Source organism: Sagittula sp. S175 (genome assembly GCF_049800975.1).
Taxonomy (GTDB): Bacteria; Pseudomonadota; Alphaproteobacteria; order Rhodobacterales; family Rhodobacteraceae; genus Sagittula.
The window spans coordinates 76,456-97,521 of sequence record NZ_JBNAGB010000004.1; the positions used below are offsets into that span (position 1 = coordinate 76,456).

22 protein-coding genes and 3 pseudogenes are annotated in these 21,066 nt (G+C 59.8%); 13 read left to right on the forward strand and 12 right to left on the reverse strand.

Annotation, left to right across the window (positions count from 1 at the left end; translation table 11 throughout):
* Positions 1–199: 199 nt before the first annotated feature.
* Positions 200–421, forward strand: coding sequence for a hypothetical protein (locus tag ACP16H_RS06820; protein ID WP_425071520.1), 222 nt, complete (start codon positions 200–202; stop codon positions 419–421).
* Here ACP16H_RS06820 and ACP16H_RS06825 read toward each other — a convergent pair.
* Together ACP16H_RS06825 and ACP16H_RS06830 are read right to left on the reverse strand one after the other, a co-directional pair.
* Positions 368–902: pseudogene (locus tag ACP16H_RS06825) on the reverse strand (integrase core domain-containing protein); the annotation flags it as partial. The gene ACP16H_RS06820 and the pseudogene ACP16H_RS06825 sit on opposite strands and share 54 nt — an antisense overlap.
* Before the next feature lie 189 nt (positions 903–1,091).
* Entirely contained in the window at positions 1,092–1,259 is a 168-nt protein-coding gene (locus ACP16H_RS06830; RefSeq protein ID WP_425071521.1) for a hypothetical protein, read from the reverse strand.
* Between the two features lie 250 nt (positions 1,260–1,509).
* Between ACP16H_RS06830 and flhA the strand changes: the two genes are divergently transcribed.
* The 4 genes from flhA to ACP16H_RS06850 are packed head-to-tail and all read left to right on the forward strand — an operon-like array spanning position 1,510 to position 5,887.
* Positions 1,510–3,594 (forward strand): flagellar biosynthesis protein FlhA, encoded by a 2,085-nt coding sequence (gene flhA / locus ACP16H_RS06835; RefSeq protein ID WP_425071522.1) that lies wholly within the window; start codon positions 1,510–1,512, stop codon positions 3,592–3,594.
* Entirely contained in the window at positions 3,591–4,358 is a 768-nt protein-coding gene (locus ACP16H_RS06840; RefSeq protein ID WP_425071523.1) for a flagellar biosynthetic protein FliR, read from the forward strand. The genes flhA and ACP16H_RS06840 overlap by 4 nt, the downstream gene beginning before the upstream one ends.
* A gap of 6 nt (positions 4,359–4,364) precedes the next feature.
* The gene (locus ACP16H_RS06845; RefSeq protein WP_425071524.1) at positions 4,365–5,453 is read left to right on the forward strand and encodes an EscU/YscU/HrcU family type III secretion system export apparatus switch protein; all 1,089 of its coding nucleotides are present in this window, start codon (positions 4,365–4,367) and stop codon (positions 5,451–5,453) included.
* Positions 5,453–5,887: a hypothetical protein gene (locus tag ACP16H_RS06850; protein ID WP_425071719.1), complete on the forward strand. Its 435-nt coding sequence runs from the start codon at positions 5,453–5,455 to the stop codon at positions 5,885–5,887. The genes ACP16H_RS06845 and ACP16H_RS06850 overlap by 1 nt, the downstream gene beginning before the upstream one ends.
* Before the next feature lie 22 nt (positions 5,888–5,909).
* On the opposite strand, the pseudogene ACP16H_RS06855 reads toward ACP16H_RS06850, so the two are convergent.
* Positions 5,910–6,049: pseudogene (locus ACP16H_RS06855) on the reverse strand (IS66 family transposase); the annotation flags it as partial.
* A gap of 40 nt (positions 6,050–6,089) precedes the next feature.
* Between ACP16H_RS06855 and ACP16H_RS06860 the strand changes: the two are divergent.
* Positions 6,090–6,355 (forward strand): annotated as a pseudogene (locus ACP16H_RS06860) (DDE-type integrase/transposase/recombinase); the annotation flags it as partial.
* A 60-nt stretch (positions 6,356–6,415) separates the two neighbouring features.
* Here the strand turns inward: ACP16H_RS06860 and ACP16H_RS06865 are convergent.
* The 9 genes from ACP16H_RS06865 to ACP16H_RS06905 are packed head-to-tail and all read right to left on the reverse strand — an operon-like array spanning position 6,416 to position 10,997.
* Complete coding sequence (locus ACP16H_RS06865; RefSeq protein WP_425071525.1) at positions 6,416–6,940, reverse strand: flagellar basal body-associated protein FliL; 525 nt, start codon at positions 6,938–6,940, stop codon at positions 6,416–6,418.
* A 9-nt stretch (positions 6,941–6,949) separates the two neighbouring features.
* On the reverse strand, positions 6,950–7,678 hold the full coding sequence (gene flgH, locus ACP16H_RS06870) for a flagellar basal body L-ring protein FlgH (RefSeq protein ID WP_425071526.1): 729 nt from the start codon (positions 7,676–7,678) through the stop codon (positions 6,950–6,952).
* 8 nt (positions 7,679–7,686) lie between these two features.
* Complete coding sequence (flgA, locus tag ACP16H_RS06875) at positions 7,687–8,103, reverse strand: flagellar basal body P-ring formation chaperone FlgA (protein WP_425071527.1); 417 nt, start codon at positions 8,101–8,103, stop codon at positions 7,687–7,689.
* Entirely contained in the window at positions 8,103–8,888 is a 786-nt protein-coding gene (flgG, locus tag ACP16H_RS06880; protein ID WP_425071528.1) for a flagellar basal-body rod protein FlgG, read from the reverse strand. The genes flgA and flgG overlap by 1 nt, the downstream gene beginning before the upstream one ends.
* A 10-nt stretch (positions 8,889–8,898) precedes the next feature.
* Positions 8,899–9,612, reverse strand: coding sequence for a flagellar hook-basal body complex protein (locus ACP16H_RS06885; protein WP_425071529.1), 714 nt, complete (start codon positions 9,610–9,612; stop codon positions 8,899–8,901).
* 1 nt (position 9,613) lies between these two features.
* Positions 9,614–9,883, reverse strand: coding sequence for a flagellar biosynthetic protein FliQ (locus ACP16H_RS06890; protein ID WP_425071530.1), 270 nt, complete (start codon positions 9,881–9,883; stop codon positions 9,614–9,616).
* A gap of 4 nt (positions 9,884–9,887) precedes the next feature.
* The gene (gene fliE / locus ACP16H_RS06895) at positions 9,888–10,181 is read right to left on the reverse strand and encodes a flagellar hook-basal body complex protein FliE (RefSeq protein ID WP_425071531.1); all 294 of its coding nucleotides are present in this window, start codon (positions 10,179–10,181) and stop codon (positions 9,888–9,890) included.
* A 36-nt stretch (positions 10,182–10,217) separates the two neighbouring features.
* Positions 10,218–10,607 carry a flagellar basal body rod protein FlgC gene (gene flgC, locus ACP16H_RS06900; RefSeq protein ID WP_425071532.1) on the reverse strand — a complete coding sequence of 130 codons (390 nt, stop codon included), beginning with the start codon at positions 10,605–10,607 and terminating at the stop codon, positions 10,218–10,220.
* 12 nt (positions 10,608–10,619) lie between these two features.
* Entirely contained in the window at positions 10,620–10,997 is a 378-nt protein-coding gene (locus tag ACP16H_RS06905) for a FlgB family protein (protein ID WP_425071533.1), read from the reverse strand.
* Between the two features lie 85 nt (positions 10,998–11,082).
* Between ACP16H_RS06905 and ACP16H_RS06910 the strand changes: the two genes are divergently transcribed.
* The 7 genes from ACP16H_RS06910 to yaaA all read left to right on the forward strand — a co-directional run bounded on the left by ACP16H_RS06910 (position 11,083) and on the right by yaaA (position 21,048).
* A complete protein-coding gene (locus ACP16H_RS06910) occupies positions 11,083–12,456 on the forward strand; it encodes a FliI/YscN family ATPase (RefSeq protein ID WP_425071711.1) in 1,374 nt (457 codons plus the stop codon).
* 426 nt (positions 12,457–12,882) lie between these two features.
* Positions 12,883–14,034 carry an IS5 family transposase gene (locus tag ACP16H_RS06915; RefSeq protein ID WP_425071534.1) on the forward strand — a complete coding sequence of 384 codons (1,152 nt, stop codon included), beginning with the start codon at positions 12,883–12,885 and terminating at the stop codon, positions 14,032–14,034.
* Positions 14,035–14,272: 238 nt separating this feature from the next.
* Positions 14,273–15,592, forward strand: coding sequence for a UDP-glucose dehydrogenase family protein (locus tag ACP16H_RS06920; protein WP_425071535.1), 1,320 nt, complete (start codon positions 14,273–14,275; stop codon positions 15,590–15,592).
* Between the two features lie 129 nt (positions 15,593–15,721).
* Positions 15,722–16,747 carry a lipid A-modifier LpxR family protein gene (locus ACP16H_RS06925; protein ID WP_425071536.1) on the forward strand — a complete coding sequence of 342 codons (1,026 nt, stop codon included), beginning with the start codon at positions 15,722–15,724 and terminating at the stop codon, positions 16,745–16,747.
* A gap of 162 nt (positions 16,748–16,909) precedes the next feature.
* Positions 16,910–17,974: a Hint domain-containing protein gene (locus ACP16H_RS06930; protein WP_425071537.1), complete on the forward strand. Its 1,065-nt coding sequence runs from the start codon at positions 16,910–16,912 to the stop codon at positions 17,972–17,974.
* Between the two features lie 218 nt (positions 17,975–18,192).
* Positions 18,193–20,247, forward strand: a complete 2,055-nt coding sequence (gene recQ, locus ACP16H_RS06935) for a DNA helicase RecQ (protein WP_425071538.1) — start codon at positions 18,193–18,195, stop codon at positions 20,245–20,247.
* A 30-nt stretch (positions 20,248–20,277) separates the two neighbouring features.
* On the forward strand, positions 20,278–21,048 hold the full coding sequence (gene yaaA / locus ACP16H_RS06940; RefSeq protein ID WP_425071539.1) for a peroxide stress protein YaaA: 771 nt from the start codon (positions 20,278–20,280) through the stop codon (positions 21,046–21,048).
* Positions 21,049–21,066 lie beyond the last annotated feature (18 nt).

Below are 21,066 nucleotides of genomic sequence, written 5' to 3' on the forward strand. Positions count from 1 at the left end.
CGGAAATGAGATGCCATAAAGAGTCGGACGCAGCTCGACAGTTGTTGCTTGCCAGCCTCCGCGAACGCAGTTGTCCTTTCCCGTTTCGAATCCTCACGGATGATGACCGGATGAACTTAGTTGTTGGGCTGGATGTATCGTTCGCGAAACGGTGTGTTGCGTAATCACCGAGCATGGCGGGATCGTCGGGGAGGCGCATATGGCCAGCGAAAGCGAATCGGAGCCGCTGATCGCGCTGCTCAGGGACGTGGACGGCACGGTCGAGGCGATTGGGTTCGAAGCGGGCCTGTTGTCGCAATGGCTGCACCGGGCGATGACCGTTGCGGACTTTCCCACTGTCAGGCGACACGGCAAACTGACGCCTTGTCTACATGAGGAACTGAACCGCGCCGCGTTTACCGGAGAGTTTGTGGTTCAATGATTCGGCTGCTTTTTCGGCAGCGTTCAAGGGTGCGCAGAATGCCATCTCTGCTTCGTGCGGCGTGATGTAGCCGATGGCGCTGTGCAGGCGGGTGTTGTTGTACCAGTCGACCCATTTCAGCGTTTCCCACTCAACCTGTCCGGTAGACTTCCGTGGGCCGACGTAATTGACGACCTTGGTTTTGAAGAGGCCGATGATGCTCTCGGCGAGGGCGTTGTCACAGGAATCTCCGACACTGCCGACTGAAGTGTCGATGCGGGCCTCTGCGAGCCGCTCGGTGTATCGGATCGACAGGTATTGGCTGCTGCGCGCTGAAGCGCCTATGGTGGATCAGCCTGTCAGCCTCGGATGGGGCCCACTGGCAGATGGCCGGGTTCAGAGCATCCCTTGCGCGACATAGCATCGCGGAACGCGTTGTCACGAAAGGGAGGACGAATCCAGTCGTCATGGAGGTCGAAACCCTCCAGCCAACAATCTTGCGGTCGAGCTCCGCCGCCGCGAAATATGCACTCGCTTTCTTCAGGATCTGATTAGCCGTCCGCAACGCGCGAACCTCACGCTCCAATTGTCGGGACTTCGATCCACTGGATCGAAGTCATGCCTTCCTCACCTTGATCCGATCCTTCGCAGCACTGGTCGGACCAGCCCGCTTGCCTACGCCGCGTTCAGCCTACTGGCACCAACCACGCAGGCTGTCAGGCGAGCAGCCCAGCTTGGGCGCGATTGCCCGATATGCCGCACTGTCGCTGGTGTAATCAGCGCGGTTGTCTCGACACAGCGGAACACCGCGTTCGCGTGGCTCAGCCGGATAGGCATAGGTGAATCGTCTCTTCGTCATAGGGATCATCCTTTGAGTGTTTTACTCTCCGGTAAACCAGGGGCGGTTCAAGGCACAGGTTTCTGCACTAATCCTTACGATTTTTCAATAAGTTCTCCTTATATCTCGGACAACTTCGCTATGATTTGGGAGATCACTACATGGAGAGATGCGCTGGCCCGAAGCGGAAGCCTTTCTTCGGACACCGTTGTGTTGTGAGAAATGCATTCTCTTTCTGCGTCGCGAGGAAAAGAGAAAGTGGTGATTCAGAATGAACTTGCAGGCCTCCCAGATCTTCAGGCCCACCGTTCTTCTGGCCCTCGCTTTGATGGCGATCATCGTTATGATGATCCTTCCAATGCCTTCTTGGGTATTGGATATCGGTTTGGCAGTCTCGTTTGGTATGGCAATCCTGATATTTACTGTAACACTATTTATTGAAAGGCCTTTGGATTTTTCGGCATTCCCAACAATTCTTTTGACATCACTTATGTTGAGATTATCGCTCAATGTCAGCTCGACCAAGCTTATTATTGGTCAGGGTCATACCGGTACTCACGCCGCAGGCGAAGTTATTCAAGGCTTCGCAAACTTCGTAATGGGCGGGAGCGTTTTTCTTGGGCTTGTGGTATTTGGCGTTCTCATGATTGTCAACTTCGCGGTTATTACGAAGGGTTCCGCTCGAATGGCAGAGGTATCTGCCCGATTTGCTCTCGATGGAATGCCTGGCAAACAACTCGCCATTGATGCCGATATGTCCGCGGGGGCGATTGATCACGCGGAAGCGAAGCGACGTCGTGAAACCGAGCAACAGGAGACGACTTTTTTCGGGTCTCTTGATGGCGCGTCCAAATTCGTGAAGGGCGATGCCGTTGCCGGGTTGTTGATCACCTTGCTTAATTTGGTCATGGGTATGGTAATGGGCGTTGCGGTGCACGGAATGCCTCTTGGCGATGCCTTGGAAACCTACGCAATCCTGACCGTCGGTGACGGTCTCGTCTCGCAGATACCGGCGGTAATCATCTCGATTGCGGCCGGCTTGTTATTGGCGCGTGGTGGGGCCACTGGATCAACTGATATGGCAATGGTTGCCCAATTGGGGCGTCATCCAGCGGCATTGGCGACCGTCGGTATACTTATGGCGTTGTTCGCGCTCGTTCCAGGGTTGCCTTTCATACCTTTCATCATTGGTGCAGCGATCTTGGGCTACATGGCATGGCGGCAGGCCACACGTAAGCCAGAGGCAGAAGTTGCGGATAAAGAAAATGACGAAGAACAAGCCCTGCCAACCTCGCAGCGCATGGGCGATGTCTTGGACCTCGACGATATCCACGTCGAGTTTTCACCAGACCTTGTGAACATGGTTTTAGATCCCGGTACTGGCTTAGATGTGCGGATTTCGAATATGCGAACTCACATAGCGTCAAATTATGGATTGATTTTGCCGGAGATTCGATTGACCGACGCTCCTTCCTTGCCGACGGGAACGTATGTTGTGCGTATTCACGGCGTCGAGATGGCCCGGGGCGAGCTGAATCCAGACCTGGTTCTTGCTCTGCTACCCGATAATAATGATGCCCTGCCTAGCGGTCGCGATGTAACCGAACCTGTTTACGGAGCGCCTGCGCGATGGATTCGTCCGGAGGATCAAGACAGGGCGGCCATAACAGGAGCGACAATTGTCACCCCGACCGAGGTTTTGGCAACGCACTTGCTCGAAGTCATCCGTCGTAACTTTGGTCGATTGTTGTCGCTCAAGACCCTGAGGCGTGTGTTGGACGAAATGGTGACGCTGACAAACACCGCCCGCGCGGAGGCGAACCGTCGCCTTCTCGATGAGCTAATTCCGGATAAAGTGCAGATCGATACGCTGTTGCAGGTTTTGAGACTCCTTCTGGACGAGCAAGTTTCGATCAGGAATCTGCCTTTGATACTCGAAACAATCGCCGAAATGCGTGGTCAACAAACTCAGCCAGAGGCTGTCTGTGAACATGTTCGTCAACGCCTTGGCTTTCAGCTGGTTGCCAATATGCGCCGTGATGATGGAACCATTCCTTTGGTGCAACTGGCACCGGAATGGGAGGAAACTTTCCTGTCTTATCAAGTTGAAAGCAATCATGGCGCGCTTGATGTGGCCTTGCCGCCGGATCGTTTCGAATCATTGACCAAGGGGCTTGCGTCCACGATCGGTGACGTGGGAACGCGGGGCATTTTCCCGGCGGTTGTGACTTCAGCCAGGCGCCGGAGGTTCCTGCGCACTGTCATGGTCGCGAAAGGCTTGACCAATCCTGTACTTTCGTTCGAGGAAATTGGTCTCGAGGCGCGCCCGGCACTTGTCGGGGTGGTGGCGGCATGATCGGTCAATTTCCGCTACAGGATCTCGCCGTCGGCCCGATCTGGATTGCCGTGGCAGTTTTCCTCAGAATTGCTGCTGCCTGTTCTGTTTTGCCGGTCTTTGGCGAGCAGATCCTCTCAGTTCGGATCAAGCTGGCAATTGCGATCCTCCTCACTGTTGCCCTGACACCTGCGGTGCTGCCTATGGTCGAAGCTCCGGTGCCAAGTCTCGGCAGCTTTGCCCGGATGCTTTTGACCGAGACACTTTCTGGTTTGTTTCTCGGTCTGATGCTTCGAATGTTTGTCTTTGCCATTCAGACCGCCGGTGCAATTTCGGCACAGTCCACGTCACTCTCGCAAATCCTAGGTCAAGCCGGGCTCGACCCTTTGCCGGCAATTGGCCACATCCTGACCATGGCCGCTTTGGCGTTGCTCATGGCGACCGGCTATCATGTGAAAGCAGCGGCCTTCCTGACGCTTTCCTATGAAATTCTGCCGATGTTCGAGTTTCCCAGCCCAGCCGCAATCGCCGACGCCGGGCGTGCGCAAGTCGGACGCAGTTTCGCATTGGCCTTCACTTTGGCCGCCCCTTTCATCATTTTGTCAGTGATCTACAACTTGACTCTTGGGGCCATCAACAAGGCGATGCCGCAGCTGATGGTCGCATTCGTCGGGGCACCGGTCATCACCTTCGGGGCTGTTGCGACATTGCTTGTCGCCTCACCTTTCATGTTGACGGTGTGGATCACTGCTGTCGAGGGGTTCCTCGCGAACCCTTTCCGGTAGCATGTGATGGCGGAAGACGACGAAAGTGGCGAAAAGAGCCATGAACCATCCCAGCGAAAACTGGACGAGGCTCGCAAGAAAGGTGAGATTCCGCGTGCTGGTGATCTGAACACCGCCATGGCTTATCTTGGCCTTCTGATTTGTGGTGCGGCGATCGGTGGATCGAGTCTCGTGCACTTTGCAGAAACCGTGTTGCCTCTGTTGGAACAACCTGATCGCCTGACGGACCTGTTCTTCCGCGATGGCGCTGTCTCCATTGCCGGGACCCTCATGACGTCTGCGCTACTATCGGTGGCGCCACTTCTTATTGTGCCTGGGGTACTCGTCCTACTGACCCTTTTTGCCACCCGCGGATTTGCCTTCAGCGGCAGCAAACTACAGCCCAAGCTCTCTCGAATAAGCCCCATTGAAAATGCCAAGAACAAATTTGGTCGACGTGGGCTGTTCGAGTTTTTCAAGAGCTTCGTGAAGCTTTGCGTTTATTCCATTCTGTTGGCTTTTTTCCTTCGTAACCAGCTGGATGCGATCACCGGGGTAATCTTTGGCAGCGCTGGAGAGGTTGTCTTGCTTATGAATGACCTCATCCTGCGATTTCTGTTTGTCGTCGTTCTGATCGCGATGGTGATCGGCGGGATCGATGCGTTTTGGCAGCGGGCCGAGCACATGCGCAAAAATCGCATGTCACAAAAGGAACTGCGCGACGAAATGAAAGAATCCGAAGGCGACCCTCATGTAAAAGGGCAACGCCGGATGCGTGCGCAGGAACTGGCGTTGAACCAGATGATTTCGGATGTCCCCGATGCCGACGTCGTCATCGTGAACCCGACTCACTATGCGGTTGCGTTGAAATGGAGCCGGATGCCAGGGACGGCTCCAACGTGCGTCGCCAAGGGTACGGACCACATTGCCCTGCGGATTCGTGAAGTGGCCACAGAGGCTGGAGTGCCGATCCACTCGGATCCTCCGACTGCGCGCGCCCTCTTCGCCACCACGGATATCGGCAAGGAGATCTCGACAGATCACTATCGTCCCGTAGCCGCTGCAATTCGTTTTGCTGACAGCATGCGGGTGAAGGCACGTCGGAAAGGTGCTTGATGACGAAATTTGATGAACTGGCTGATGTCACCCGCATCCTTCTGGAGCGTGAAATGGATAAGCATCGGCAAAGCCTTGAGCAAAGTCGGCGCATCGCTGCGGAGTTGGCGCAGATCGACGGCATGCGCGAAGCGGCGCAGGCCGATGTTGGCGCCATCACGGCCCGACAGCTTTTGGGAGCCGATACTCTATGGCAAGGTTGGATGGCGCGAAAGCGTGCCGAAATCCAACGGCGCGCAGCTCTTGCGCGCGCGCAAGAAGGCGAAACGCTCAGTCGCGCAAGGTTGGCGTTTTCCCGAACCCAAGCGGCCGAAGCCCTGGTGAAAAAAGCGCGAGACGAATCCCTTCGAAAGCGCGCGCTCTCGGAAGCGGATCGGATCGACGCGTTGGGACAACTGCGGCGCGCTTTAGACCAACAAGAAGATCTGCCTTAGGCGCAGGAGAAGAGGCAAGCATCCGGCGTAGGCCGACGAAGAGCCAGGACTTGCTTCCCCGAACGACCCCGCGCAGTGCTCGTGCGGCTGCATCGTTGGTCTGGCAGATGCGCCCGTATTTCAGGAAGAGCGTGAAGGCGTCCACGGTTCACTCTTGAACATCTAAGCGATTGCCTTTGCGACGGAGGTTTTGCTTTAACCCTCGGACCTCACCCCGATGCGGCGAGGCTTCTTGTATCTCGTGGCGATCATTAATGGGCATAGCCGGCAGGTGCACCGCTGGCGGCTGTCAAACTGCATGGATGTTTGGTTCTGCGTAGAAGCCTCGAAAGAGGCCGTGGACCGCTACGGCCTGCCCGAGATTTTTACCTCTGATCGTGGCAGGCAATTCACTGGCATTGACTTCACGCAGGTACTGCTCGAAGCCGAAGTGAAGAGATCTCCATGGACGGTCTTGGTCGCTGGATTGGCAAGCGCGTGAGTGAGGCCGTCTACCTGGCGGAAGCCTCGCTCAGGAGCTTGAGAAGATCAGGTATCTTGCCGCGCAATTTCCGTTATCAATACGTCGCTTACATCAGATCCCAGCACGGATCGCGCGGCGTCTAGCAACGGACGACGCAGGCTGTCCATTCGGTCGGCATTGGTAAACGATCCTTCAAAGCCGCCGATGTTTGCATGGTCGAACATGACTTGGAGAAAGACATCTCTCAGTTTCGGTTCTTTTGCGTAGACCTTTTCAGTCCCGCCGGGTTTGATCTCGATGCTCAATGACGCAACGATGAGAGCCTGCACGCGCTCCGGTCCCATGATCGGTATGATGAATTGATTGTTCAGTTTCACGTATTCCAGTTGCGCAGGCGCGTCCTCGCTGGTCTCTCCTTCAGCTGGCGCATGTCCGTCAGCTGTCTCGTGAGCGACGTCACCTGCCGGTGCTACGCATTCGACGGCGGCATGATCCTCCGGCGCGGGTGCGGGTTTCAGCATCAGGCCCGCACCGACACCTGCACCGGTGCCGATAACCGCGAGAAGGATGGGAAGGAGCTTCTTGATCATGGGGACTCCTCAGAAAGGCAGGACAACGTCTAGGATCTGTTGACCGATCCGCGGCTGCTGCACGTCGGTGATATGTCCGCGTCCGCCGTAGGAAATCCGGGCCGAGGCGATCTTGTCGTAGGTAATTTCATTCTGGCGCGAGATGTCTTCGGGTCGCACGTAGCCTGACACCAAAAGCTCACGAAGTTCGAAGTTCACCCGGACTTCCTGGCTGCCTTCGATGGCAAGAATACCGTTTGGAAGGACGTCCACGACAGTTGCCGCGACACGCAGGGTCAGGTTTTCGGAGCGACGGACAGAACCCGTACCATTCGAAGACGACGACCCATTCAGCTGCACGGCACTGTCGAGGCTTGCGCCGTCGGTGATGCCCTGGTTTACCCGTTCAGGAATTCCGAAAAGGTCGTTGATCGCCAGAGATTCCGATCCGTCGCGCGAGCGCGCAGTGGTATTCTTGATTTCCGCCTTGTCGGCGATGGAAATCACGACGGTCATGATATCCCCACGCTTCATGGCACGCCGATCACCCAGCAGTGACGTCTGCCCGCCGCTCCAAAGCGAAGCCTGATCGGTTTGGCGTCCCGGCGGAGAGACCTGAGGAATCCCCGAGGCGATCATGGCCACGCGTTCCTGACTTTCTGTCTGAGGCGTGAAGTCGGGTTCCTTGCCGATATGCTTGACGCGCTCGCAGGCTGTGACGCTCAGAAGCGCAGCGATCAGGCAGATGGTTCGAAGCATGTATGTCCTCATTTCGCCACCAGGATCGTTCCGTCCGGTGAAATTGTTCCGAACAGTGACGTCCGGGAGCTGATGTTCATCACCCGTATCCGATCCCCGGCGGCGCCGCGGTCCAGCGCGCGCCCCTCGGTGACGATACGCAGGCCGCCGTACTCGTAGATGAGTTCGACGACCTGATTTCTTTCAATCAATGCGGGTTCTCCAACGGCTCCAATCATGAGTGCACGACCGGGATACAGCGCGTATTGCGCTTCCTGGCCAACCACCTGGTGCAGCGCGGTATACGCTCCGGCGACCGTGGACGGATCGAGCTTCACGGCATCCGAGGTGATGATCTGCTGCGGACGTATGGTCTGTGTCGCGACAACTGTATCGGCCTGCGCTGTAGATGCCGCGACGCCCAGGAGAACTGCCAAAAGTCGCATCAGCGAACCTGCGTGGTTGCGCCAAGCATCTGGTCTGCCGCCGAAATGACCTTGGAATTCAGCTCATAGCCTCGCTGTGCCTCGATCAGATCCGTGATCTCCTTGACCGCGTCGACAGAGCTGTCTTCCAGATACCCTTGCCGCAGCGTCCCAAGGCCGTCCTGTCCGGGCGTCGACTGGATCGCCGGGCCAGAGGCCTCGGTTTCCACGAAGTTGTTCGAACCGATCGCCTCCAGACCCTTGGCGTTCGCAAAAGTGGAAAGGGTGAATTGACCCAGCAACTGCGCCTGGGCATTCCCGGCGAAATAGGCATAGACCTCGCCATCCGCGTTAATGGAAACACGTTGGGCATCGACTGGAATGGTGATCTCGGGCGAGACCGGAAAACCGTCCGATGTCACGATGAGCCCCTCGCCAGTCCGCTTCAGACCGCCGTCTCGTGTGTAGGCGACCTGTCCCGAAGGCAGCGTGATCTCAAGGTAGCCGTTCCCTTCGATGGCCACATCAAGGTCGCCGCCGGTGGCGGAAATTGCGCCTTGTGACAGCATCACGGTTACAGAGGCGGGCCGGACGCCTAGTCCCAGTTGCACGCCCGTCGGCAGAACGGTGCCGTTGGACGCGTTCACCGTTCCGGCGCGAGCGACCTGCTGGTAATGCAGATCGGCAAATTCGGCGCGGCGGGCGTTGTAGCCGGTGGTCGACATGTTGGCGAGGTTGTTCGAGATGACCTCGACCCGCATCTGCTGGGCGCTCATGCCTGTCGCGGCAATTTTCAATGCGCGCATTGTATCGCTCCTATTTCATGAATGCCTTCATGGCATCTCTGATGCGTTGGTCTTCACGTTCTGCAAAGCTTTGGCCCAGTTCGTAGGCGCGCTGGACCTCCACCATTCGTGCCATCTGCAGGATGGGATCGACGTTCGACGCTTCGGTAAAGCCTTGCATGACCTTCGGATTTTCCACTGGCTCGTAACCGGCGGTGGCTTCGAACAGCTGACTGCCCTCGCGCACCATGGCCAGCTTGTCCGTAGGCTGCACGACACCGACTTGACCAATGGGACGTCCGGCCGTGCTGATCGTGCCGTCCTGCGAGATCGCAAGATCCGTGGCATCCGGCGGCACAAAGATTGGCGCGCCGCCAGCGTCCAGCACGGCATAGCCGTCCGAGGTCACCAGCGTCCCCTGAGCGCTGGGCGAAAAGGCGCCGGCTCGGGTCAGGCGTTCGCCATTCGGAGTGCCGATCAGGAAGAACCCCTCGCCTTCGATGGCAAGGTCATACATGCCGCCGGTGATCTCGAGTTCGCCCTGAGCATATGAGGTGTTGTGCACCCGCCCCAGAGACATCGACACCGATGACACGTCATCGCCTTCGGTGATGTACTCGGAGAAGATCACGCCCTCCTGCCGAAAGCCGGTCGTATTGGCGTTTGCGATGTTGTTGGCGATCACCTGCATCTCGCGCAGCAGGCTGGATTGACGCGAAATGGCTGCGTAGCCGGCGGTTTCCATGTCAGCCTCCGGTGATGATGGGTATGATGTGGTCCTGGAAAAACCCGACCAGCGTGTTGGTCATGAAGCTCATCGAGATCCAGAAAACGGCGAGGATCGCCAGCAGCTTTGGCACGAAGGTCAGGGTCATTTCCTGGATCGAGGTCAGAGCCTGAAAAAGCCCGACCCCGACCCCCATGACCAGCGCCGCGGTGAGGATGGGGACCGACGTTACGGCGGCCACCCACAGCCCCATGCGGAGCGTGTCAAAAAAGATGGTTTCGGTCAGCATGGCGTCAGACCGGCATCCTCAGGATTTCCTGGTAGGCTTCGACCACCTTGTCGCGCATGGCGACGACGGCTTCGACTGCCAGTTCCGACTGCGCCAAAGCCTCGACGAGGGCGTGCGGATCCGCGTCGCCGGTCATTGCGTCTGCCGATGCCTGCTCGGCCGAATTCAGCTGGCCGACGAAGTCCTGCGTGACGCGAGCGAACTCGGCTTCCAGCGTGCTGGCCTGGGTGGGATCCGGCTGCATGGCCGGTTTTGATGCCGCATATTTCTGAGCGGCATAAAGCGAACGGACGTCCATTCTGGTCTCCTTTCACTGGTTGGGTTTGGGGGTGGATCAGCGACGCAGCAGGTCCAGCAAGGCGGTGGACATTTGCCGCGTCTGGTCAAACATCTTGAGGTTTGCCTCGTATGACCGCTGCGCCTCTCGAGCATCAGAAATTTCGATCATCAGATCGACGTTGGTGCCTTCGTAGTTGCCGGTCGCATCGGCCAGCGGATTGCCGGGGTCGTAAATCTGTTCCAGCGGTTGCTGGCTCAGGTTCACATCGCCGGGTGCAACGGTGGTCAGACCGTTTTCACCGCGTGTCGCGTCAAAGGCCATCATCTTCCGGCGATATCCGGGGGTATCGACGTTGGCGATGTTTTCCGAGGTGACGCGAAGGCGCGCAGCCTGGCTGCGAAGACCGCTCGTCGTGACATTCAGGGCATCTGAAAAGGCACTCATTCTGCTCTCCTTTTATCTGCGGCCAATGCTGGTGCGCAGGATGTTGAGATTGCTCCGGTAAATCGCCAGCGCGCGGTCGTGTTGCCGCTTCGCGTTGACGGCAAAGACCATCTCTTCTTCCAGCGAGACCGAGTTTCCATTGGGATCGACGGCATCATCGCGCTCAAAGGCCTCCACCTGTCGGCCAACCGTGCCGTTCAGATGTTCGGCGCGTGTCGCGCGCTGACCCATCATCGACTGCCTTAGCGTCGACGTGAACTCCGGCAGCGCCTTGGCGCGGTAACCGGGTGTATCTGCATTCGCGATATTCTGCGCGCTGTAGGCCTGTTGCAGACCTGCATGTCGCGCCATCGCCATCGCCGTTCTGAAGACGTCCAGGTTTTGGAACATCGGGGATTCTCCCTCGATTAGCTTCAATCAAGGCTTAACCGTGATTCCTTTAGAAACGGTTTGCGGACAATGAATGGAGCGTACGATGGAAGACGAGATCACCGGCCTGCGAGCTCGGATTTCGCAGATGCAGCCCGTGCGCGACGTCGGTCGCGTACAGGCCGTGGATGGCATGACCATCTGGGTCAGCGGATTGGCGGAAGCTGCCAGTATCGGTGATCGTCTGCGTTTGTTTCATGGGCCAAACGTACTTGGCGGAGAGGTCCTGCGCATCCGTGACGATCTGGTCGCCATGCTGCCGGACGAGGTGGCCGAAGGCGTCTCCAAGGGGGATCGGGTCGCCGTTCTTGGTGCCCCGACCTTGGCGCCTTGCGATTCGTGGATCGGGCGCGTCATTGATGCATACGGCCGTCCGCTCGACGGCGCGCCTTTGGGGCCGGGCCTGAAACGCCGCCCGTTCCGGGCCAGTCCGCCTCCCGCAGCGGCCCGTCGTCGCCTCGGACCGCGCCTTTCGACAGGTCTGGCGGTCTTCGATACGCTTTTGCCCATCGCACAGGGACAACGGATCGGCCTGTTCGCAGGCTCGGGTGTCGGAAAGTCCCGTCTTCTGGCGCAACTTGCCCAAGGTATGGCCGCTGACGTCGTAGTACTCGCGCTCGTGGGAGAACGCGGTCGCGAAGTGCTGGATTTCGTTAGGGAGGTGCTTGGACCAGAAGGTATGGCCCGGAGTGTCGTTGTGGCTGCCACCTCCGACCGCTCTCCACTGGAGCGCAGACGCTGTCCCCTGGCGGCGATGACGATTGCCGAACATTTCCGGGATCAAGGCAAGCATGTCTTGTTCATGGCCGATTCGATCACGCGATTTGCCGAAGCACACCGAGAAGTCGCCATTGCATCCGGTGAACTTCCCGCCCTTCGCGGCCATCCACCCTCGGTCGCCCACCAGATCATGCGACTGGCCGAACGGGCAGGGTGCGGCGTCGAAGGCACCGGCGACATAACGGCCGTTTTCAGTGTTCTGGTTGCAGGGTCGGACATGGACGAACCGGTTGCGGACATTCTGCGCGGCGTTCTTGACGGGCATGTCGTTCTGGATCGCCAAATCGCGGAGCGGGGACGTTTTCCTGCCATCGATTTGCTAAGATCGGTTTCTCGCAGCTTGCCCGAAGCAGCCAACGACCAAGAAAACGAAATCATACAGCGTGTGCGGCAACTGTTGGGTGCCTACGCGCGATCCGAGACCATGGTTCGGGCGGGACTTTACCGAGAAGGAGAAGACGCGGTTCTGGATCAGGCAATGCGGATCTGGGCGGAGCTCGACGCATTTCTGGCAGACCCTTCACCACTGGGGCCGGAGCATGCGTTTCAAAAACTCGAACTGCTCTTGCGCCGGGCCAACACGGCTCCGTCCCGACGGCCCGTACAAGCCCAAAGGCGCCCGGGATTACAGATGCGCTAAAGCGTGACGCACGACAGATTTCTCAGGGTTTCATTTCTCGCTGGCGGAAAGCAAAGTTGGCAAACTCTGCCTCCCCTCTTGTCATGTTGTAACCGCAACAAACGTCACAAGATGGGAGCCGTCACGCGACCAGTGCAAATCGCATCTTGGCCATGTCATAAGGGTTTTCTTGGCTTGTAGTATCAGGCCAAGGCATCAGTGGCGACAAGCCTGGACCCAATTCTCTCGCATATTCTGGTCGCGCTGCTTTAAGTCTGAACGCCAACGTTTCCCTTTTCCTGCGGAACATTCCTGATCCATCTGGAGATGCTCTCGCTTCTTTTCGGGCGATTCCCGCTTGCGTCTAACAGGCTGCTGAAAAACTCCGGCCTCGACGCGCATTGCGGAACATGATTCATCGCCACGAAGGCATGGACGGAGGTGGGGATGCGCGGATCGGACGAGGTGACGGGATCACTGTTCAGCTACGTCGATCTCGAGGAGCGTATTCCTACTCGCCACCCGCTGCGCAAGATCAGGGCGGTCGTCAACGATGCGTTGCGCTCCCTGGATGCCGACTTCGATCGGCTCTACGCCAGTGAGGGTCGGCCCTCCATCGCGCCGGAACGTTTGATCCGGGCCAGCCTGCTGCAGATCCTCTACTCGATCCGATCCGAGCGTCAGCTGATGGAACAGATGGATTACAACCTGCTGTTCCGCTGGTTCGTGGGCCTCGGGATCGACGACGCGGTGTGGGTCCCGACGGTGTTCACGAAGAACCGCGACCGGCTGCTGACCACGGATATGTCCCGCAAGATCATGGCCGCCATTCTGGCGCATCACGAGGTGGCCCCGCTGCTGTCCGATGACCACTTCTCGGTGGACGGCACGCTGGTGAAGGCCTGGGCATCAATGAAGAGCTTCCAGCCGAGGGACAACGATCCGGGCGATCCGCCCGATGGCGGTGCATCACCAGCATCCTCCCCTGACCAATCCTCCACCAAGCCCGACCCGATGACCCGTCCCACACGCCGCAACCGCAACGCCGAAGTCGACTTCCGTGGTGAACGACGCTCGAACGCGACTCACGCGTCGCAGACCGATCCGGAGGCCCGGTTGTTCAAGAAGTCACCCGGCACTGGCGCGGTGCTGTGCTTCATGGGGCATAGCCTGATGGAGAACCGTTCCGGCCTGATCGTGCAGGCCGACCTGACGCAGGCGGATGGCCACGCCGAACGCCGCGCCGCCATCGACATGCTTCATCGCCATTCGCCCGGATCGACGCGGCGTCTCACGTTGGCTGCAGATCGCGGCTACGACAGTGCCGACTTCGTCGCCGAGCTGCGCCGGATGGTAGTGACGCCGCATGTCGCCCAGAAGTCCCGCCATTCAGCCATCGACGGTCGGACGACCAGGCACCCCGGCTACGCCAAATCCCAGCGGTGCAGGAAGAAAATCGAAGAGCCTTTCGGGTGGGCCAAGACCGTCGGTGGCATGGCACAGACCCTGTATCGCGGCATCGAGCGGGTGCGGGCCCGGTTCACGCTGACAATGGCGGCCTGCAACCTGGCGAGGCTGCCAAAACTGCTGGCGGCCTGACGACGAAAGGCTGCGCCAGGACTGCCTGTCCATGATCCGGCTACCCAACCAGAATCCGCGCACAGCGGGAAACCGTTCTTAACAGCAGACTTTTTCAGCAGCCTGCTAAATGCGGCGCTTGTCGGTAAACGCCAAAGCATTTGGCACTGTACCAATGCGAGGGACCCACTTGCGTTGACATTTGCGGGCTGCGTGGCCAAGGGTCTGCTTAATACACAGGCTTTTTGGAGCAGTGACTATGAAGATTGCGATGATCGGGACCGGGTACGTGGGTCTGGTGTCCGGAGTATGTTTCTCGGACTTCGGGCACGAGGTTGTCTGCGTCGATAAGGACCCGCGCAAGATCGAGATGCTCGAGGCGGGAAAAGTTCCGATCTATGAACCTGGTCTGGACGCTCTGATGGCCAAGAACGTCGACGCGGGGCGATTGTCTTTTACCATGGATTTGGAGAAGGCGATCAACGGTGCGGAAGCGGTGTTCATCGCCGTGGGCACCCCGACGCGCCGCGGTGATGGGCACGCTGACCTGACCTACGTCATGGCCGCAGCCGAGGAAATCGCAAAGACAGCGAAGGATTACGTTGTCGTTGTCACCAAATCCACCGTGCCGGTTGGGACGAACGCCGCCGTGCGCAAAGTGGTGGCGGAGGCAAACCCCGAGCTGGACTTCGACGTGGCCTCTAACCCGGAATTCCTGCGCGAGGGCGCGGCGATCGATGATTTCATGAAGCCTGACCGTGTGGTCGTGGGAGTCGAGACCGAGCGCGCAGCCAAGGTCATGGCGGACATCTACCGCCCGCTGTACCTGCGCGATTTCCCCATCGTGACGACGGACCTCGAGTCCGCCGAGATGATTAAATACGCTGCGAACGCCTTTCTTGCGACGAAGATCACCTTCATCAATGAAATCGCTGCTCTGTGCGAGAAGGTCGGCGCGGATGTGAAGGCCGTGTCCAAGGGAATGGGCATGGACGGCCGCATCGGTAACAAGTTCCTGCACGCGGGCCCCGGCTATGGCGGGTCGTGTTTCCCCAAGGATACCAAGGCGCTGGCGCGGATCGGGCAGGACCACGCCTCGCCGATCAGCATCGTCGAGACGGTTATCAAGGTGAACGAGGATGTAAAGCGCCGCATGATCGACAAGCTCGTCGACCTTTGCGGTGGTTCGTTCAACGGAAAATCCGTTGCGGTGCTCGGGGTTACCTTCAAGCCGAACACCGACGACATGCGCGACGCCCCCTCGCTGACCATCGTCCCGGCGCTGGTGGGGGGTGGGGCCAAGGTCACCGTGGTCGACCCGCAAGGTCGACGCGAAGGCGAACACATGCTGCCCGGTGTGGCATGGGCGGATGACCCCTACGCGGCGGCGCAAGGGGCCGACCTGCTGGTGATCCTGACAGAGTGGAACGAGTTCCGCGCGCTAGACCTTTCCCGGCTTGCGAAAGGCATGGCCTCTGCCAAGCTTGCTGACTTGCGCAACATCTATTCTGCGGATGCAGCCCAAGAAGCGGGGTTCATCGCTTATGACAGTATTGGTCGCGCCGCGGTCGCCAGCTGACCGTGCGTCACTTCATGCGGGGGCAAACCCGCAACATTGCAGGAAAAACCACCACGCCGCCCTTTTCCGGGCGGCGTTTGTCGTGTTAGGCATGGCGCGCCCGGGGGGGCACGAAGACCGAGGACCGTGATGATCCGTCGTTATGCCGTGGCGCTGGGCGCCATGCTTGCGCTTGCTCCCCAGGTGGCTTCCAACGCGCTTGCCCAGACCGCTGACTACTCAGAAGACTACCTGTCTTCTGACTACGCAGGCTCGGACTATTCGGGCGATTATGCGGCAGCCGATTACACACTGCCCAGCGAAGGGCGGGTCGTGCTGGGTCATGGTCGGTTGACGACCAACGACCTGATTGGCGACGGGAACGACCGCTGGCAGACCGGATCGGTGATATCATCTCGCGTTGTGGGGCGTGGTGGCTGGATCGGGGCCCTGCCGGATCGGCCTTTCGACATTCTCGAATATCGTCTGGGCGGGCAGGTGATGGCCCCGGATGACATGCGCAATCCGTCGGTTGGAGATCGCCCATGGGCGGGCGCTCTGTCGTTTGGTGTGCACACGCATTTCATGCGCGGCCCGGTAGAGGTCGCAATGGGCGGGGATCTGGTGGTCACGGGCAAGCAGAATGGTCTGAGCGCGTTCCAGACGGCTGTTCACGACCTGATTGGAGTGCAGCCCGCGTCGAAATCCGTTCTGGACAATCAGGTGTCGAATGGTGTGCATCCGACGCTGGTACTGGAAGCGGGCAACACGATGGCGCTGGGAAGCGGTGGCGTGTTGCGGCCCTTCGCCGAAGCACGAGCGGGTGCTGAGACGCTTGTCCGCGCCGGTGCTGATCTGACGTTCGGTTCGGTTGGGCAGGGCGAGTTGATGGTGCGGGACCCGGTGACCGGTCAGCGTTACCGCGCCGTGTCCAATCCGCTGGCGGGCTTTTCCTACGTGATGGGAGGGGACCTGTCCTACGTGAACGACTCGGTCTATCTGCCAGCTTCGTCCGGTGTGGACATGAAGAACACCCGTAGCCGCCTGCGTGCGGGCCTTCATTGGCAGGGCGAGCGCAACGCCGCATTTTACGGTCTGACCTGGATGTCGAAGGAATTCGAAGCCCAGGACAGCGGTCAGTTGGTCGGATCGATGCGTGTTGACATCAAGTTCTGAAACTCATTCGCGGCAGAGGGTGACGCTGGTTGAATACAGCTGATAGTTGAGTGGTATAGGGGGGTTCTCGAAAGTATAGTTACACTTTTCAGGTGAAATTTCCTCGGTTAACCTTTCCTTAATAAAATAAGAAACGGCAGTACTTAGGCAGGAAATACAGGCATGGGAACGGGCTATCGAGGCACGTTCGTCATCTCCTGGTCGCAGACGGAAATAGACGGTCTTCAGGCCGCACCCCCGTCCGCATTGACCGTCGGGGCCGCATGGTCCTGGCGCGGCGAACCAGTTCGGGTCGATGGTCCGAGCTCGGTTCTGCGTCTTGACCAGGCGGACGGCGACGCAGATCTGCGAAAACGGGCGGCACGCATGGTGCGTCGTCTGGTTGGCGCAGCAGTGACATACAAGACACGCGTGGACGACATCGAGGTGGAGCATCCGCTGACGGATTCCAGCTTTGTCGTCACCGATGGATCGTGCAGCTACACGGTGACTTTGATCGAGGTGGGCCAAGGTGCCCGTCCACTCTTGATGTTCATCGACGAGATCCCGCCCGCCGGACGGGACCTGTGGATTGTCCACCATACGCTGGACCCTGAGGGCAATCATGCCTCGGGCGAGCAGGCGTCGGGCGTTATCTGTTTCACGCCGGGCACGCGCATCCTGACGCCGGATGGTCCGCGTCTTGTCGAAGAGCTGCGCGAAGGCGACCGGGTGCAGACCAAGGACAGCGGCGCACAGGAGATACAGTGGATTGGGTCGCGGCGGATGACCGGCGCGCGGCTGTTCGCCATGCCGCGCCTGCGCCCCATCCGCATTCGGCCCGGCGCCTTTGGCATCGGTGAGCCGGACGAAGAGATCCTTGTCTCGCCGGAGCACCGTATGGTGGTCAAAGGTGTCGTGGCGCGCGCGCTCTTCAACACGCCCGAGGTGCTGGTGGCGGCGCGGGATTTGGTGAACGGGTCCTCTGTGCGGTTGGATACCTCGGTGCGAGAGGTGACCTACGTGCACCTGCTGCTGCCACGCCACGAGGTGCTGTATGCCAACGGCGTGGAGACCGAGAGCTTCCATCCGGCCAATACGGCGCTGTCGACGATCTCCGAGTCGGACCGTGCGCGGCTTTTGTTGCGTTTGCCGACGGTTGCGGAGAACCCGCATACCTACGGTTCCTACGCGCGACGCAACTTGTCGAGTTCCGAAGCGGCGATCCTTCTGCACGAAGCAGCCTGAGGGACCGGGGGTTGCTCCCGGACCCCGCCTCAGAGCGTACGAGGGCAGCGGGAGCTCTGCCCTCCGGCCTGAAGTCTGTCCCGGAATTGCCCAGACCAAGAACCGGACCAAGAAGATGCGCAAGACCGCTCATGTTGTGGTCGGCGGGGGTTGATTCACCGAATCTTAGTGTGAGAATGTCGGAGTAAGAGCAGCATTCCGACACGACAGGCACGCCCATGCCCCGCGACATCACCTCTGCCGAGGTGCTTCTGAAGGATATCTTTGGCTATGACGCATTTCGCCCCGGTCAGGGCGAGATCGTGGAAGCCGTGGCCCACGGGCAGAACGTACTGGCGATCATGCCGACGGGCGGCGGGAAATCTTTGTGTTTCCAATTGCCTGCACTGATGCGGGAGGGGGTGACCGTTGTCATCTCTCCGCTGATTGCGTTGATGCGGGACCAAGTGCGCGGCCTGCGCGAGGCCGGCGTGGCGGCGGGGGCACTGACATCCGGCAATACGCAGGAGGAAACCGATGCGGTCTGGGACATGCTGCATTCGGGTCAACTGAAGCTTTTGTATCTTGCGCCCGAGCGGTTGGCTTCGGGCGGCACACAAAGGATGTTGCACCAGGCGGGTGTGTCCTTGATTGCCGTGGACGAAGCGCATTGTGTCAGCCAGTGGGGGCACGATTTCCGGCCTGATTACCTGCGCATCGGAGAGTTGCGGCGGGCGTTGAGTGTGCCTCTGGCAGCGTTTACCGCTACGGCGGATGAGGAAACCCGCGTCGAGATGGTCAATCGGCTGTTTGATGGCGTGCAGCCGACCACATTTCTGCGTGGTTTCGACCGACCCAACATCCATCTGGCGTTTCAACCCAAGGACGGGCCGCGACAGCAGATCCTTGGCTTTGCGGCGGCACGGCGGGGCCAATCCGGGATCGTCTATTGCGGCACGCGAGCCAAGACCGAAGGGATTGCGAAGGCGTTGCGCGACGAGGGGCACGCGGCCTGTCATTACCACGGCGGGATGGAGGCGGATGACCGTCGTCATGTCGAGGAACGCTTTGCCACCGAGGACGGGCTGATCGTCTGCGCCACGGTGGCCTTTGGGATGGGCGTGGACAAGCCGGACATTCGCTGGGTGGCGCATGCCGATCTGCCCAAGTCGATCGAGGCCTATTATCAGGAGATCGGACGAGCCGGGCGCGATGGCGCTCCTGCCGAAACGATGACCCTGTATGGGCCGGAAGACATCCGGTTGCGGCGTGCCCAGATTGATGAAGGCATGGCACCGCCAGAGCGCCGGCAGGCGGATCACGGGCGTCTGAACGCGCTTCTGGGCCTGGCGGAGGCGCTGGGTTGCCGGCGGCAGGCCTTGCTCGCCTATTTCGGCGAGGCGGCTGAACCTTGTGGAAATTGCGATTTATGCGACCGTCCGCCAGATCTGTTCGATGCCACTGACGCGGTGCGCAAGGCGCTTTCGGCGGCGTTGCGCACGGGCGAAAGCTTTGGGGCGGGGCACCTGATCGACATACTTTTGGGTCGGGACACCGACAAGGTGCAGCAGCGTGGGCACGACAGCCTGCCCACATTCGGAGTGGGCAAGGATCTGGGTCGCGGGCAATGGCAGGCGGTGTTCCGGCAGATGATGGGGCGGGACCTGATGCGGCCGGACGCAGAACGCCACGGAGCGTTGGTGATGACCGAACGCGCCCGCCCGATCCTGCGCGGCGAAGAGGCTATCCAGTTGCGCAAGGACGTTTTGAGCAAGGCAGCAGAGAAACGTCCGGCAGTGAAGGCGCTGGTGAGCGAAGAGCACGCCCCGATGTTCTCGGCGTTGAAAGCGTTGCGCACACGGTTCGCCCAAGAGGCGCAACTGCCGCCCTACATGATCTTCAACGACAAGACGCTGATCGAGATGGCCGAACGTCGGCCTGCCTCGCTGGATGACATGGCGCGGGTCGGGGGCGTCGGTGCGAAGAAGCTGGAAAGCTACGGACGCGCGTTTCTGGAGGTCATCAATGGCACGGCGCAGGAGGTACACCCGGTGCGGCGCAAGCTGGCGGCGCGCGGCACCGGATCCCTGTACGATGCCTTGCTGGAGGTGCAGGCGGCATTGATGCGCGGCGCGGACGGGACGGAGAAGCCGCTGTCCTGCACGGCGTCCGCGCTGGCCAAGGTGGCGGAGGTGAAGCCTGACAGCCTGGATCGGCTGGAACGCATCATCGGCGACAAGCGGACGGAACGTTTCGGGGCGGCCTTTCTGGACGTCCTGCGCGACGCGGGCTAAGTCACGCCCCGGAACGAAAGGGGTGACGCGATGCTCGTGGTGATTTCTCCGGCGAAGAAGCTGGATTGGGACGAGAAGCCCGTCGACATGACGGCGCCGGTGTTCGAAACAGAGGCCCAGAGCCTTGCGCGGACGGCACGGAACCTGTCGCTGGCGGACCTGAAGAGCCTGATGCATCTGTCCGACGATCTGGCGAAGCTTAACCGCGACCGGTTCAAGGCCTTCAGCGATACGCCCGGACCCGGGGATTTGCGTCCCGCAGCGCTGGCCTTTGCGGGGGACACCTACCAAGGGCTCGAAGCGGGGTCTCTGGATGCGGACGAGATGCGCTTTGCCGACGATCATCTGCGCATTCTGTCTGGGTTGTACGGCGTCTTGAAACCGCGTGACGGCATTCAGGCCTATCGGCTCGAGATGGGGTCGCGACTGAAAACGCGGCGCGGCAAGACCCTGTACGATTACTGGGGTGACCGCATTGCCGATCAGCTGAAGGCCGAGGCGCAGGCGCTGGGCACCGACACGCTGGTCAACTGTGCCAGCCAAGAGTATTTCGGTGCGGTGCCACCGAAGGCGCTGGGGCTGCGGATCGTCACGCCTCAGTTCATGGAGGACAAGCATGGCGGTCCGAAGATCGTGTCCTTCTATGCCAAGCGGGCGCGTGGGTCGATGGCGCGCTTCATCATCCAGCGCCGCCTGACGGACCCGGCGGGAATCGTGGACTTCGATCTGGGCGGGTATGCTTACCGGCCCGAGATGTCGGAGCCTGACAGGCCTGTGTTTGTGCGCCCCGCTGAGGCGTGACGCACGGGCCTGTTTTTG

Excerpts from the sequence above, each read along its gene's own strand:
- ACP16H_RS06820 (WP_425071520.1), top strand. The coding sequence starts at position 200 with ATGGCCAGCGAAAGCGAATCGGAGCCGCTGATCGCGCTGCTCAGGGAC.
- ACP16H_RS06920 (WP_425071535.1), top strand. The coding sequence starts at position 14,273 with ATGAAGATTGCGATGATCGGGACCGGGTACGTGGGTCTGGTGTCCGGA.
- ACP16H_RS06850 (WP_425071719.1), top strand. The coding sequence starts at position 5,453 with ATGACGAAATTTGATGAACTGGCTGATGTCACCCGCATCCTTCTGGAG.
- ACP16H_RS06885 (WP_425071529.1), bottom strand. The coding sequence starts at position 9,612 with ATGGAAACCGCCGGCTACGCAGCCATTTCGCGTCAATCCAGCCTGCTG.
- ACP16H_RS06915 (WP_425071534.1), top strand. The coding sequence starts at position 12,883 with ATGCGCGGATCGGACGAGGTGACGGGATCACTGTTCAGCTACGTCGAT.
- ACP16H_RS06845 (WP_425071524.1), top strand. The coding sequence starts at position 4,365 with ATGGCGGAAGACGACGAAAGTGGCGAAAAGAGCCATGAACCATCCCAG.
- ACP16H_RS06925 (WP_425071536.1), top strand. The coding sequence starts at position 15,722 with ATGATCCGTCGTTATGCCGTGGCGCTGGGCGCCATGCTTGCGCTTGCT.
- fliE (WP_425071531.1), bottom strand. The coding sequence starts at position 10,181 with ATGGACGTCCGTTCGCTTTATGCCGCTCAGAAATATGCGGCATCAAAA.
- ACP16H_RS06840 (WP_425071523.1), top strand. The coding sequence starts at position 3,591 with ATGATCGGTCAATTTCCGCTACAGGATCTCGCCGTCGGCCCGATCTGG.
- yaaA (WP_425071539.1), top strand. The coding sequence starts at position 20,278 with ATGCTCGTGGTGATTTCTCCGGCGAAGAAGCTGGATTGGGACGAGAAG.
- flhA (WP_425071522.1), top strand. The coding sequence starts at position 1,510 with ATGAACTTGCAGGCCTCCCAGATCTTCAGGCCCACCGTTCTTCTGGCC.
- flgC (WP_425071532.1), bottom strand. The coding sequence starts at position 10,607 with ATGAGTGCCTTTTCAGATGCCCTGAATGTCACGACGAGCGGTCTTCGC.
- ACP16H_RS06910 (WP_425071711.1), top strand. The coding sequence starts at position 11,083 with ATGGAAGACGAGATCACCGGCCTGCGAGCTCGGATTTCGCAGATGCAG.
- ACP16H_RS06905 (WP_425071533.1), bottom strand. The coding sequence starts at position 10,997 with ATGTTCCAAAACCTGGACGTCTTCAGAACGGCGATGGCGATGGCGCGA.
- flgH (WP_425071526.1), bottom strand. The coding sequence starts at position 7,678 with ATGCTTCGAACCATCTGCCTGATCGCTGCGCTTCTGAGCGTCACAGCC.
- flgG (WP_425071528.1), bottom strand. The coding sequence starts at position 8,888 with ATGCGCGCATTGAAAATTGCCGCGACAGGCATGAGCGCCCAGCAGATG.
- ACP16H_RS06830 (WP_425071521.1), bottom strand. The coding sequence starts at position 1,259 with ATGACGAAGAGACGATTCACCTATGCCTATCCGGCTGAGCCACGCGAA.
- ACP16H_RS06890 (WP_425071530.1), bottom strand. The coding sequence starts at position 9,883 with ATGCTGACCGAAACCATCTTTTTTGACACGCTCCGCATGGGGCTGTGG.
- ACP16H_RS06865 (WP_425071525.1), bottom strand. The coding sequence starts at position 6,940 with ATGATCAAGAAGCTCCTTCCCATCCTTCTCGCGGTTATCGGCACCGGT.
- flgA (WP_425071527.1), bottom strand. The coding sequence starts at position 8,103 with ATGCGACTTTTGGCAGTTCTCCTGGGCGTCGCGGCATCTACAGCGCAG.
- recQ (WP_425071538.1), top strand. The coding sequence starts at position 18,193 with ATGCCCCGCGACATCACCTCTGCCGAGGTGCTTCTGAAGGATATCTTT.
- ACP16H_RS06930 (WP_425071537.1), top strand. The coding sequence starts at position 16,910 with ATGGGAACGGGCTATCGAGGCACGTTCGTCATCTCCTGGTCGCAGACG.